This is a genomic window from Bacillus sp. RC242, assembly GCF_044908245.1.
GTDB classification, from domain to species: domain Bacteria; phylum Bacillota; class Bacilli; order Bacillales; family Bacillaceae_G; genus Bacillus_A; species Bacillus_A mycoides.
Genome location: NZ_JBIYCZ010000007.1, coordinates 167894 through 180132, shown reverse-complemented (window position 1 = coordinate 180132; position 12239 = coordinate 167894). Strand labels below are relative to the sequence as shown.

The following is a 12239-nucleotide window of genomic DNA, read 5'->3' as shown; positions in this document are numbered from 1 at the left end:
CATGAAAGGAAACAGTTATTAATTGCAATGACCTTTTTACTTGAATATGTATGAATTAATTACCTCGGATGTACACAAACATTAGAGTTGTTGATGGGTTGTATAATATTATGTAATCACATATAGGAGCTGGGTAAATGAAAATAATTGCATGGAATGCAGGAATGGCATTTAGGAAGAAAGTCGATAAAATATTACCGCTTAAAGCAAATATATTAGTAATTTCAGAGTGTGAAAAGCCGGAAAAATGGGGACAGATTATTGATGAAAAAGGTATCGATAATTTTTTATGGGAAGGGGATAATCCAAACAAGGGTATTGGAATAATTACTTTTGATAAAAGGTATCAAATTGAAATTCATCCTGATTATGATAAATCATTTCGCTATATTGTTCCATTAAAAGTCTCTGCTGGTAAACAGGAGTTTATAATGTTTGCAGTTTGGTCACAAAAGGTTGAAAAACGTTATAATTGTTACATAGGTCAAATATATTTAGCGCTAGAGAAATATGCATCTTTGTTAAAAGAGCCATGTATTATTGTAGGTGACTGGAACAGTAATAAGCTATTTGATCGTATCAAAAGAGTTAAGACACATTCTGAGGTTGTTAAATTTCTTGAAGGGTTTGGGATTAAGAGTGCCTATCATCATTTTTCTAAGGAAGAACATGGTGAAGAGTCGAAAGCGACCCATTATTTTAGTAAAGAAAAAGCGAGACCATTTCATATTGATTTTCTGTTCGCTTCAGAAATATTACTGGATCAACTAAAATCTTTTCATATAGGATCTCGTGAAGATTGGATTGAGTTCAGTGATCATATGCCAATAAGTGCTGAATTTAATAGGTGAAAAATAATTTTATAGTATCTTAAATTAAATTGGAAAAACCACCTATTAAAAAAACAGGTGGTTTTTCTGCCAATTTTAAATACAAATAATTTTCTATTATCTTTTTTATATTAAAAGTTACTAATTCGCATTATACCCGTATTCACGTGTACCCAACTTTTCCTTATAAATATTTTCAATATCGAGTATTTCATCATTAGTAATTGTTTTGGGTAAAGTACGTAATATCGAAAAAAGAAAATCTTGTTTACGTTCTGGATTATTTTCTAATAGCTCAATTAATTGCTTATTACCTCCATGTCCAGTTTTAGCGTAAGATTCCCATCTTCCCCATATCCCGCCTTTTCCTATTCCACCATATGCATTTGCTTTACCTACATATAATTTCCCTGTTTCTCTATCTAAAATTGCATAGATTCCTGCTACTGAGGAAAGCATTTTACACCAAGTGGAGTTAACATCAGGGTTATCGTATAATTTTTTTAAATCGTTGTATGTAAGTGTAAAATCTAGAAATCCTGGAAACTTACGAATTGCTCCTTTTTGAATTATTTCTATGATATCAAATTGTTTTCTCTTTCTGGCTGCCTTTACCTTTTTTAGTGGTGCAAACCACATGTGAAATGTTCGCTCTGACCAATTAATGATTATCCGATCCTCTAGTTCCTCAAATCCTTTGACTTTTTCCATTTCATAATAGTATTCATTACCCTTTTTGTACTCAGGTTTCATCCAATCATAAAGTTTATCAGTAATGAATTTTTTGGGATTGGATTTGCTTAACACCTTGTAAACACCTATAAATACAGCTTTTTTACCTTCCTCAAAGTCTAGGAAGCTAACCACATATTCACATTCTCCAAATACATCATCTTTTTGATGTTTCTGGTATAACTCTAATTGTCCTTTTTCATATAAATCAACAACATCAATTCTATCCTCATCTTTATGCCGAACGATTTTAATGTTTTTAGATAAATCTAAGCCATAACTCTCTAACATTTTCTCTACTGTAAGCATAATTCCCCTCCTACTTATATGATAGTATTATTTGGATAAAGAAACATCATAATATTTATGGATAGAAGTCCTTATACAGGCGCAGTAGGCGGCTATGATAGCACAACGATTGCCGCTTCATTTGCAGCGCAGCATCTTCTGTTAGTAGTAGTTCGTAATATACCAAATCACACTTGAATCAAGGGTTGATTTATACTTAATTAAATTGAATCTTTTTAGATTTATAGTTAAAATAAAAGTATACTTTTTAATTTTATTTTTATATCCACAATTATCAGCGGTCTTTCGGACTGAGAATTAAGCTTAATGTGCTTAATATCTTTATCCGAAGACCGCTTTTTTGTGGTATTAAAAAGTAAAAATATTAAAGGGAGATGTGAGTATGAGTAATATAGGTAACAAGTTAAGAAGTGGCTTTTTCGCGACGCCGGAGCAATAAGGAAAATATCTAGTTGAACTATTTAATAAACCAAAAGGCTAAATAAACATATTTGATCCAACTTGCGGCGAAGGGCGAATATTAAAGCAAATAGCAGAGCATCTAGATAGTAAAGAAAATCTAATAAAAACATACGGAGTTGAGGTAGATAAGGCTCGAGGCAAAGTTGCTATGGAATTTTTAAATCACTGCTGTAATGCAAATTAAGAAGAAAGTAGAACGAATACTAAAAGATAAAGTAAAAGGGTTTGAATATGAAGAAACAGAATTTGTGATTGATGAAATAGTCGTATTTGGTACAACTATTTTATCAGATCCAGATGTTTACGAGCATTTGTATCATGTGGCAGCCTATATACAATTTGAAGATATCGAAATTGTAACTGAGACGAAAAAAAACAATTAAGAAGAAACGGAAAATGGCAGAAGGTTAATTAGTGATTAATTCATTTGTTTTTTGAAAAATGCGAAAGTAAAGGGAGTTTTAATAAAAAAATTAAAACATTAAGGGAGGAAATTGTAATGATAGGTGAGACTTTTAAAAATTTATTATTAAGTTTGGCTGGTTTAATAGTGGGGTTAAGTGCCATATATTTAATAATTAAATATAGCTTCAAATTAACAGTAGAAAAAGCTATACCTAATTTAATAGCCTATGCTAGCTTATATTTACCAGGAGTTATAACATTTGGTTTAGTTGGATACTTTTCTAATTCATGGTTTTTTGGAATTGTAATGGGTGTTATAGTTGAGGCAATTCGTTTCTATGGGTTAGGAAGAAAACTAAATCAAATATCCTCTTCTTTAAGAGCGATGAAAGTGAAGATTGCTATAGGAAAAGCAAATAAAATAGCAAATGCTAAAAATAAGCCTTTAGAGGTAATTGAAGCTGCTGAAGTTAATATTGAAAAAGAGAACATAGTACAAGAGCGACTAGTAATTGAACTGAAAAAAGAACAGAAGGAAATTAGAAAAACAGAAGAGCTAGAAATAATTGATGATGCAGATGATGTTGAAGAGTTAGAGGGAATGGAAGGATTAGAACGTATTATGGTACTTGAACAAATAGAAATGGTCGAAGAAACTAAAGGTGATGTATTAGTGGAAAATGGTACTACGGTAAAACGTGAGCGCAAACAGGCTGAAAGTACACCAGATACACAGAAAATTTATGAACAACTACAACTGGTTATATTTAATGGGAAATTAGAAAAGAAAGATGATGAAATTAGTTTTGATTAATAAAAATGCTATTATCATTGCTAAAGGAACCCTATGAATGGGGCATAAAAAAACACTCTCCGAGTTTACCTCGAATCCGTATAGATTCATGGCAGGTTTTTAGTTTGATAATAATGTGATCAAGGAATAGACGAATAATAAAGGTTGTGGCGTAAAACGATGTTATTTGCAATCGCTTTTTGTCGGAATTACAAGTTTTTATAGGTTTAGGCAAGCTGATAACATAAGAGCCTGTTTGCATGTGCTACCTTTTTTTATGTACAATAGTAATAAGAGATGATATAGACAGGGAGAGGAAATCCATGTCCACTAAATTAGTAAATTTACGCATTGATTTTGCTTTTAAACAGTTATTTGGAACAAAAGGAAATGAGGAAATTTTAACGGGTTTCCTAAATGCAATTTTAGAGGAATCTTTAGATGCACCTATTACTTCGCTACAATTAGATGATCCACATCTCCATAAATCTTATGAAGATGATAAGTTATCGATTTTAGACCTATTAGCAACGCTAGATAATGGAACGCAAGTAAATATTGAAATTCAGCTTCGAAATACACATGATATGGTAAAGCGATCTTTATATTACTGGAGTAAACTTTATACATCCCAAATGCAAGAAGGAATGCCATATCGTTCACTTCGGAAAACTATTACCATTAACTTACTAGATTTTATTTTATTTTCTCAGGATGATGCATTTCATACCATCGGACAATTATGGAATATTAAAATGCAGCAACTCTTAAGTGACGACATTGAAATCCATTTTGTAGAGATACCGAAATTGGTAAAACAATGGCGTGAAGAAAAAGTGAATCCATGGGAAAATACATTTGTTCGTTGGATGTTATTATTACCAGCACATGAAGATGAACATTTAACTCAAACATTGGAGGAGATTGCGATGAATCAAGATCCAATTTTACAAAAGGCAATAAATAAATGGGAAAATATGAGCCATGATTCTTCTTTCCGAACAGCATATGAAGCTCGAGAGAAATTACTTCTAGATGAACAAGCTAAGTTAGCGCATGCAGAACAAGAGGGCATGGAAAAAGGAATTGAGCAAGGTAAGATGCAGATGATTCGAGGGATGTATGAAATTGGTGTACCGCTTGAAACTATTGCAAAAGCAAGTAAGTTGAGTGTGAAGGAAATAGAACGTATCTTAAATCTAAAATAAATATATGTGAGTATACAGAACTCATGAGTAGAAAAAATTAGACGTTCATTATCATAGTACGTTTAATGGGAAAGCATTGCTGAAGATTTCAGCAGTGCTTTTTCTATATCATTTAAGGAAATTGTTCTTTTGTTAAAAGTCAATTTCTTTTTTACGATTTAAAAATATTTTAACTTTGTAATAAAGGAACCTAAATCATAACCTGTTTTTATTATAGCTATAGCTGAAATCACAGTTAATGGATATTTAATATATGGATTGTTGAGGAGTTCCATTATGTTTTTCATGTTGTAAACCTCCATGGCATTATTTATATCATTATATTTATTATCTCAAATATAATGATTGACAGTCAATATAATGTAAAGAAAGATACTTAATTGAAGGAGAACTAAACAAAATAATGGATAACAAAACCTTTATTTTTATCATTCCTTCTACAAGTAATTAAGAGTCAGTATAGCATATAGAAACAGTTCTTAGGAAAGAAACTATTAAGCAATTGAAGTAAGCCTCTACTTTCACCATATTTAGTTTGAAAATTAGATTGTCCGATTCTTTTGAAACATAACTATAATAATTCAATTTCAATTTCAATATCATAGGCAACTCAATTATTATATAGAAATACAAATTCAATGACTTGAATTCAGTGTTTTGTTACGCTATAAATAGCTTGATTTGTTTTTAACTTAAACATATTAAGAGTACTTAATAATTTTTAGGAGGCTTTTTTGAATGAAGTTATGTAAGGTGAAAACCTGGCTACCATTATCTGCTGCAATGATTACAATAGTATCAAATCCAGTAGGAGCTGCGGCTTCAACAGATTATACGGTTCAAAAGAATGATACTCTAGAAGCAATAAGTAAACAATATGGAGTGTCCGTACAATTAATTAAACAAGCTAATAGCAAAGCTAATGATCAAATTAATATTGGAGAAAACGTAACCATTCCAAGTTCATCAACTACAAACGAATATGTTCAAAAAAATAATTCAACAGATTCAACTAATACATATCAAGCAATTTACCAAGTGAAAAGCGGGGATACATTAAGTTCTATTTCACGACAATATAAGGTTTCAATACAGTCTATTAAACAAACCAATAATGTGGACGGAAGTCAAATTTTTGTCGGTCAACACTTAAAGATTGATACTGGTATTTCATTACAAGAAGTGGACTTAATGGCACGATTAGTAAATGCAGAAGCAGGAGGGGAACCGTATGCAGGCAAGGTTGCAGTGGCAAAGGTAATATTAAATCGGGCTAATGCAAATGGTTTTCCAAATACAATTACAGACGTAATTTATGAACCCATTAAAAATGGTTATGCATTTACTCCTGTTACAGACGGTAGAATTAATCAGCCTGCTACACAGGAAGCAAGAATGGCAGTAGAAGAGGCTCTCACTTCAAAAGGAACAAATTCTGAATGGCTTTATTTCTATAATCCTCAAACATCGACTGACAAATGGATTACAACACGTCAAACCGTTGCACAAATTGGAAACCATCTGTTTGCTAAATAAAATAATATTACATTAATAGGTTTCCAATGAGATAAGGAGAGGTTATTTTTGCGTGTAGTTCATTCACTATTAGCAATATTAGCAGTTATATTTTTAATTTGTGGTGTTATTATTCACGAGTATGTATTGGTGTTTTTGGTAGGGATTTGTTGCATGGTGATAGTAAGTTTTATGATTTCTAGTATACGTAATTGGAAAGTAAATAGAAAGCGTATTTCTATCGTATATTTTACTTGTGTATTAATATTATTGCTATTAACACTATATCTTTTGTTTGTCACAGTTTATACACGTTCTTTGGAAATATAGTAGTTTTACATCTATATCAAAATCTCTCTGATAATGTTCTTTCTGTGGGTTTGAAATAAATCCACGATGTTTGTAAAAATGATGCGATGCTTTATCTCATTGACCAAAGAATTTTAAATGCGTTTGGATTGGATTCTTTTGCTTATTGTACAGTTAGTTTTCTATAAAACTTAGATTTTCAACGACTTTATTGTTATTTTTTCGTTTGGTGAAATATTTTTTATCAAAAATTAAACAACTTTATTTTCATTCTAAAGTAGATACTTCCATATGAGTATACTAGCAAAAGAGACTCTATAATGGAGTCTCTTTTACTATAAGATATTTTTGACTCAAGTTTCATTTATTATATCTTTAAAATATAGTTTCATATCCTTAGCTTCGAATTCATTTATTTCAAGGGGGGAGCGCAATCATCACATTTAACATTTATACTTAGCATGGAATTCTTTTATTTTACATCAATAATATCCATGAATTTAAGATTAATTCTGTTATAAAAAGCATCTGTACATAGTATAGAACAATTCAATGGATCAATATCAGTTACGGTCATATAGTTAGTAAGCAAATAGCCATCTTCGTAATATGTAATCAACACCTCTTCTTCAGATAGTAATGAGCATAATAACATGTTCTCGATAAGTTCTTTTTCTTCAGAAGTTAAGATTGGACGTGCTACTTTATTCTTTTCCTTAATAATCTCACGTATACCATCAAATTGTTCTGTCATTGCAGCAAATGGCGTCCATTTCACCATTCCTCTTCCCTTTGGCATATTAGCGTTGTTCATGATTTGTGTCCTCCTAACAATGTGTTTCTGTATCTTGCTGTAGCACTATTTGTATAAGAAATTCCTCTTAATATGCTGTTCTTACCAAACTTAGTGCGTATTTCATCCATTACCTTCGTTAATTTCATTTCTTTTTCTCGTTGTATTACATTGTCAAAAAGAGATATTTGTTCTTCACCTTCATTGATTAAGTTGGTTAAAGAAACATTGATAGATCTAATTGGTTCCCCGGTATAAAACTTATGTAAAAAATATGTACAAATATGATAGATATCCATTGTTAAATTAGTTGGTCGGTTCATAGTGTGAGTTTTTCTGAAACCACCAGCGTAATTTTTACTGTAACCAATGGAAAAATGGATTGTTTGAGCTAGTTTGTTTTGTCTTCTCATCCGATAACAAACTTCCTCGATATGTTCCAGAAGGATAATCGGAAATTCTTCTATTGTGTAATCACGCATGAGTATTTGGCTTTTACCAATTGAAGTTGTTGCTGGTATGTATTTTTCTGCAATGCGGCTAAAATCAATGCCGTTGCTATGTAAGTGTAATTCTTCGCCAATAACCCCAAAACTTTGTTTTAAGTATTTGAGCGGGTATTGCGCTAAATCTCCGATTGAATATATTCCTTTTCGATTTAACTTTGCTTCTGTTTTACCCGAAATCCCCCAAAACTTACTAAGTGGTCGTATCGGCCATAATTTTATGGGTACATCTTCGTACTTCCAATATGCGATGCAGTCTTTTGTCTTCTTCGCTTCCACATCTAAAGCGATCTTACTCATTAAAGGATTAGGCCCAATCCCAATCGTGCATTCAATTCTTGTTTTTTCATATATTTCACGTTTGAATTTCAACGCGAATTCATATGGCTCATTCGCAAACAGATGGATACTATTTGTAATATCCATAAAGAATTCATCGATGCTGTATTGGTGGAAATCTTCAATCGGAACGTATTGTAAAGCTAATTTTGTTATGTAATTTGAGCATTTGATATAAGTTCCCATAATTGGGTTTACCACAAGAATGTCTTTACGTCGTGGTATTTCGTACAATCTTGCCATTTTCTTAACACCTAATGCCTTTAGTGGTGGTGTTGCAGCTAAAACAATGGAGCCACTCCTGTTTACATCTCCTACTACAGCTAATTTGGTATGAAGTGGGTTTAAGCCCATCTTGATACAGGACACACTTGCATAAAAGCTACGAAGATCTACACATAAAACAATTCGATTTGGCAATATTGAGTAGTCATACACCTTTATTCCCCCTTAAATAAAAGAACATCCGTTCTTATTATATGCGAATATATGTTCTTTTATAAAGGGTTTTTTATAAAAAAGTAAAACTGACTCTAGTTAGCCAGTTTTTACATATCCCAAAAGTCGGTGGATTTAACGTTGGGTTTTATTTGCCTAATAACTTTTAAAATCTTTTTCATTACAGTTGGACTAGGTATGTATTCTTTATCATTGCACGCTTTTGAAACTGTAGGACGACTTAATTTCGCGGTCTTTTCTAAATCATTTTGGGTGAAGCCATTCCGATCTAAAAAATTACCTAATTTCGTTCGGTTTTTACCTCCGAATTTCCAAAACACTTAAATCCCTCCTGAACCTATTTTCAACATTGTGGACATAAATGTAAAAAACTATTCGCATAGACGGAAAAAGTTTTTTACATAATGTACAAGCTGTCCACAATATGATGTATCAAAGCAGCTACCACGTTATTTATTAAGGTAGAAGAATACGAGGTTACCAAAGTAAGTTGCGAATGATTACCACAGTATTTATCAAGATATCTACCAAGGTAAAACTACCACGTTATTAAGTAGATGAAGCTATGTAATATCTACATTCTAAATTCTGTTTATAAAGGGGGCATTTAAATGCGTGCTAGTAAAGAAACAATTCCTTTTCGCGAGTTTATGGATCGGTCATACAAAGATAAAGAAAAAAAAATACGTAAATACAATTCATTAAGTCCTTTCGCATTCCTTCACATGTCGGATCAGGTATTACATACTTACATTGCATTAGGAGTTATGGGAACGATTTTAATCGGAGCAGTCATGTTAGAAAAATACTTGGTGCGACATGACTATATATCAGCAGCTAAATTTGTAAGTGAAGTTATTTATCACGGAACGCGAATTGGTGGAGTTTGCTTGATTGGATATGTATTTGTTCGTATCGTAATCATGTTTTAAGGAGGGAAGGGAGTAATGGGGATTATAAAGGAGTGGCTTCATACACAAAGGTTAAGGAATCAACTTATAGAGGTATTTGGAAAAGCAGGTCTATATACGGAACATCAAACACGCGGGGGGAAAGTATCTATTTATCCAAAGGTACATACTGTTTCTTCCTCAGCAGAAAGTGTGAGATATGTGTTTACCATACCAAACGGTTTAGATCCACAGAAGATTGAAAAGAAGTGGTTTTGTTTCCAGCAAATATTAGGACGAAATATTACGATTGAAGGTGATGTGAAAAAATTTGTCCTACATGTATTTCGTTCAAATGCTGGACTAAAATCATACAATTATTGTTATAAAGAATGGAAGCCACTATTAAAAGATTACCGTTTACCTGTTGTGGTCGGCAGGGACCAATTCGGAAAAATGATAGCGTACGATATGATTGCTTCCAATTCACCGCACTTATTAATTGCAGGAGAAACGGGAAGCGGGAAAAGTAGTATGGTACGTGTTGTATTATCCACACTTATTCAATATATGTCTCCTGAAAAGTTACATTTGTACCTTGGTGACTTAAAAAACTCTGAATTTCATTTTTTGCGTAGAGTGAAGCATGTAAAAGAAGTTTGTATGGAAGAAATCGAAATGAAAATAATGCTTCAAAAGTTATGGAAGGAAATCAGGGAACGAAGAAAACTTATGGAAGAATATGAAGTTGATCATATTGATGCGTACAACAAATTAAATCCAAATCATCAAAAGCCATATATCCTACTTGCTATTGATGAAGTGGCTATGCTTAAAGATGAAAAAGAGTGTATGTCTACGATTGAAAAGATTTCAGCAGTCGGGCGATCACTTGGAGTTTTTCTTTTGCTTAGTATGCAGAGGCCAGATGCCAAGGTGTTAGATGGTAAGTTAAAACTTAATATGACTGTAAGAATGGGCTTTAAATGTGATAGTGTAATTAATAGTAATATCATGGGTACTCCTGGTTCAGAGCATCTAGAGCAATCGGGGCAAATGATTTTAAAACGAAACGGATTAAAGAAAGTGCAAGCTCCTTATTTAGAATTAAGTAAGGCGAAAAAAATTGTTGAACCATATCGCATGTCTAAAGAGGAGAAGATACTCAAGAATTCATCGCAAGAAGAAATTCCGTTATTTGGGGTGTTAGATGATGAAGAGTAGAGATAAAGGAATTCTGAATGATTTGAAGCAATTTAGATGCATGTCCCGAGACGATATTATTGACTTGCATTTTCAAGGCTTAAAGAATGCGATAACCTGCTGTAATACGGTTATGAAACGATTAAGAAGAGACGGGCATGTTGATGCTAACATATTGCAACACCCATACATTTATTTTCCGCAACCTAGTTCTATCAGAAAGACGAGTCAAAAAATCCCTCATTTCCTTGGTATTGTGGACGTATACAAACAACTTGTTCATTATGAAAATCCTAAGTTATTCAAAGTGGAACCAAAGTATGGGAAGGAATATATGGAGCCGGATGCTTTTACTATATGGCGTAGGTCGCCATTCTTTATTGAAGTTCAAAAGTCAGTGTACAGTAAAAAGATAATGCAAGATAAGATAAACAGATATGAGTTATACTTCCATAGTCAAGAATGGCATAATGAATATTGGCAACCGAAAACTTCTAAATTCTTTCCTTCAATTCTTATCATTACCGACAAATATTACGACGTTCAATCTCCTTATTTCCGTATATTCCAGGCGAATTCTATAGAGAGTTTTATGAATAATTTAGTAGTGAAATCATAAAGAAAGCCTGCATAGTGCAGAGCTTTTTTTCTTTCAATAAAGTATTAAGTCATGTGTGATGATTGTTAAAAGGCAATAAATGCGAAGAGTGAATTTGAAGCAAGTTATGAAATAGTAAAAAAAATAAAAAAAGTAATTGTTTAAATAATTTTTAATGGTTAAGCGAATATCTCATTTATAAACATTGATATAGGTAATTTTGTTATCTTTCGAAAATGTAATGTTGACGTAATGTTTTTGAATTTCTCTTCAAACGAACACAGATTAAGATTACAGTATCATAGAAATCAATGAGGTGAACAATATGAAAAAATATATGGCACTTTTAAGCCTTTTAGTTGTATTTGCAAGTTTACTAGTTGGATGTGATATCAATCGTATGGGTAAAGATGAATATTACGTTCAAATTACAATGGATGGAAAAGAGGGAGTTTCAAAATCTATGGATGGTAAAGTGATGGGAAAGGAGTATGAATATACATTATCGGGTTTTGATAAGGAAGGTAAAGAAAAAGAGTTAGAATTTATGGCACAAAAGAATCTTCGTAAAGAAGCATTCCTACGTGTATATCACTCAGAGAAAAAAGGTGTAACAGCTTGGGAGGAAGTGCAGGAAGACGAGCTCCCAAAGAAAGCAAAAGAAAAACTAGGTGTGAAATAATCAGTTATTTGTGATGGTGGATTTTCCTACGTGGAGGGTTCGCCGTTTTTTATTATATGTTATGTTTTAGTTTTTTATATAAAGCATATTGCAAAGATAGGGTAAATCTTCTGGAATGATATCTCCAAAATTAATAACTTGTACGATAACCTCTCAATTATCACTAAATCCATTCATATCAACAAGTTGTCCCACATATCACTTTG

The 12239-nt window shown here is 32.3% G+C and carries 16 protein-coding genes and 1 pseudogene; 11 read left to right on the top strand and 6 right to left on the bottom strand.

Going from position 1 to position 12239, the window contains the following annotated elements:
• Positions 1-137 precede the first annotated feature (137 nt).
• Positions 138-851: an exonuclease/endonuclease/phosphatase family protein gene (locus tag ABH957_RS15870; RefSeq protein ID WP_404511703.1), complete on the top strand. Its 714-nt coding sequence runs from the start codon at positions 138-140 to the stop codon at positions 849-851.
• A gap of 120 nt (positions 852-971) precedes the next feature.
• Here the strand turns inward: ABH957_RS15870 and ABH957_RS15865 are convergent, their stop codons facing one another.
• Positions 972-1871: a GIY-YIG nuclease family protein gene (locus ABH957_RS15865; protein WP_404511701.1), complete on the bottom strand. Its 900-nt coding sequence runs from the start codon at positions 1869-1871 to the stop codon at positions 972-974.
• Positions 1872-2352: 481 nt separating this feature from the next.
• On the opposite strand from ABH957_RS15865, the gene ABH957_RS15860 reads away from it, so the two are divergent.
• The 4 genes from ABH957_RS15860 to ABH957_RS15845 all read left to right on the top strand — a co-directional run bounded on the left by ABH957_RS15860 (position 2353) and on the right by ABH957_RS15845 (position 4739).
• On the top strand, positions 2353-2517 hold the full coding sequence (locus ABH957_RS15860; RefSeq protein ID WP_404511795.1) for a DUF6094 domain-containing protein: 165 nt from the start codon (positions 2353-2355) through the stop codon (positions 2515-2517).
• The gene (locus ABH957_RS15855; protein WP_404511699.1) at positions 2507-2716 is read left to right on the top strand and encodes a hypothetical protein; all 210 of its coding nucleotides are present in this window, start codon (positions 2507-2509) and stop codon (positions 2714-2716) included. The genes ABH957_RS15860 and ABH957_RS15855 overlap by 11 nt, the downstream gene beginning before the upstream one ends.
• Before the next feature lie 116 nt (positions 2717-2832).
• Positions 2833-3552, top strand: a complete 720-nt coding sequence (locus ABH957_RS15850; protein ID WP_404511794.1) for a hypothetical protein — start codon at positions 2833-2835, stop codon at positions 3550-3552.
• Positions 3553-3854: 302 nt separating this feature from the next.
• On the top strand, positions 3855-4739 hold the full coding sequence (locus tag ABH957_RS15845; protein WP_341093795.1) for an Rpn family recombination-promoting nuclease/putative transposase: 885 nt from the start codon (positions 3855-3857) through the stop codon (positions 4737-4739).
• A 158-nt stretch (positions 4740-4897) separates the two neighbouring features.
• Here the strand turns inward: ABH957_RS15845 and ABH957_RS15840 are convergent, their stop codons facing one another.
• Positions 4898-5026: a hypothetical protein gene (locus ABH957_RS15840; RefSeq protein WP_327907074.1), complete on the bottom strand. Its 129-nt coding sequence runs from the start codon at positions 5024-5026 to the stop codon at positions 4898-4900.
• Positions 5027-5477: 451 nt separating this feature from the next.
• On the opposite strand from ABH957_RS15840, the gene ABH957_RS15835 reads away from it, so the two are divergent.
• Entirely contained in the window at positions 5478-6275 is a 798-nt protein-coding gene (locus ABH957_RS15835) for a cell wall hydrolase (RefSeq protein WP_404511697.1), read from the top strand.
• 48 nt (positions 6276-6323) lie between these two features.
• The gene (locus tag ABH957_RS15830; RefSeq protein ID WP_016127851.1) at positions 6324-6584 is read left to right on the top strand and encodes a hypothetical protein; all 261 of its coding nucleotides are present in this window, start codon (positions 6324-6326) and stop codon (positions 6582-6584) included.
• Between the two features lie 451 nt (positions 6585-7035).
• On the opposite strand, the gene ABH957_RS15825 is transcribed toward ABH957_RS15830, so the two are convergent.
• The 3 genes from ABH957_RS15825 to ABH957_RS15815 form a co-directional block, all read right to left on the bottom strand.
• Complete coding sequence (locus ABH957_RS15825) at positions 7036-7377, bottom strand: YolD-like family protein (protein ID WP_064472538.1); 342 nt, start codon at positions 7375-7377, stop codon at positions 7036-7038.
• Entirely contained in the window at positions 7374-8639 is a 1266-nt protein-coding gene (locus tag ABH957_RS15820; RefSeq protein WP_000272612.1) for a Y-family DNA polymerase, read from the bottom strand. Before ABH957_RS15820 ends, ABH957_RS15825 begins: the two co-directional genes overlap by 4 nt.
• Positions 8640-8749: 110 nt before the next feature.
• The gene (locus tag ABH957_RS15815) at positions 8750-8980 is read right to left on the bottom strand and encodes a helix-turn-helix domain-containing protein (RefSeq protein WP_000498616.1); all 231 of its coding nucleotides are present in this window, start codon (positions 8978-8980) and stop codon (positions 8750-8752) included.
• A 291-nt stretch (positions 8981-9271) separates the two neighbouring features.
• On the opposite strand from ABH957_RS15815, the gene ABH957_RS15810 reads away from it, so the two are divergent.
• The 4 genes from ABH957_RS15810 to ABH957_RS15795 all read left to right on the top strand — a co-directional run bounded on the left by ABH957_RS15810 (position 9272) and on the right by ABH957_RS15795 (position 12033).
• A complete protein-coding gene (locus ABH957_RS15810; RefSeq protein WP_404511695.1) occupies positions 9272-9592 on the top strand; it encodes a hypothetical protein in 321 nt (106 codons plus the stop codon).
• Between the two features lie 15 nt (positions 9593-9607).
• Complete coding sequence (locus ABH957_RS15805) at positions 9608-10774, top strand: FtsK/SpoIIIE domain-containing protein (RefSeq protein ID WP_404511693.1); 1167 nt, start codon at positions 9608-9610, stop codon at positions 10772-10774.
• 22 nt (positions 10775-10796) lie between these two features.
• A complete protein-coding gene (locus ABH957_RS15800) occupies positions 10797-11372 on the top strand; it encodes a replication-relaxation family protein (protein WP_404511792.1) in 576 nt (191 codons plus the stop codon).
• A 304-nt stretch (positions 11373-11676) separates the two neighbouring features.
• Positions 11677-12033, top strand: a complete 357-nt coding sequence (locus ABH957_RS15795; RefSeq protein ID WP_000760453.1) for a YxeA family protein — start codon at positions 11677-11679, stop codon at positions 12031-12033.
• 78 nt (positions 12034-12111) lie between these two features.
• Here the strand turns inward: ABH957_RS15795 and ABH957_RS15790 are convergent.
• A pseudogene (locus tag ABH957_RS15790) lies at positions 12112-12231 on the bottom strand (vancomycin resistance histidine kinase VanS); the annotation flags it as partial.
• Positions 12232-12239: the final 8 nt, after the last annotated feature.

Bases quoted from the DNA above. Each gene is read 5' to 3' on its own strand.
- ABH957_RS15850 (WP_404511794.1), top strand. From the start codon at position 2,833: ATGATAGGTGAGACTTTTAAAAATTTATTATTAAGTTTGGCTGGTTTA.
- ABH957_RS15870 (WP_404511703.1), top strand. From the start codon at position 138: ATGAAAATAATTGCATGGAATGCAGGAATGGCATTTAGGAAGAAAGTC.
- ABH957_RS15835 (WP_404511697.1), top strand. From the start codon at position 5,478: ATGAAGTTATGTAAGGTGAAAACCTGGCTACCATTATCTGCTGCAATG.
- ABH957_RS15865 (WP_404511701.1), bottom strand. From the start codon at position 1,871: ATGCTTACAGTAGAGAAAATGTTAGAGAGTTATGGCTTAGATTTATCT.
- ABH957_RS15805 (WP_404511693.1), top strand. From the start codon at position 9,608: ATGGGGATTATAAAGGAGTGGCTTCATACACAAAGGTTAAGGAATCAA.
- ABH957_RS15855 (WP_404511699.1), top strand. From the start codon at position 2,507: ATGCAAATTAAGAAGAAAGTAGAACGAATACTAAAAGATAAAGTAAAA.
- ABH957_RS15810 (WP_404511695.1), top strand. From the start codon at position 9,272: ATGCGTGCTAGTAAAGAAACAATTCCTTTTCGCGAGTTTATGGATCGG.
- ABH957_RS15840 (WP_327907074.1), bottom strand. From the start codon at position 5,026: ATGAAAAACATAATGGAACTCCTCAACAATCCATATATTAAATATCCA.
- ABH957_RS15845 (WP_341093795.1), top strand. From the start codon at position 3,855: ATGTCCACTAAATTAGTAAATTTACGCATTGATTTTGCTTTTAAACAG.
- ABH957_RS15795 (WP_000760453.1), top strand. From the start codon at position 11,677: ATGAAAAAATATATGGCACTTTTAAGCCTTTTAGTTGTATTTGCAAGT.
- ABH957_RS15825 (WP_064472538.1), bottom strand. From the start codon at position 7,377: ATGAACAACGCTAATATGCCAAAGGGAAGAGGAATGGTGAAATGGACG.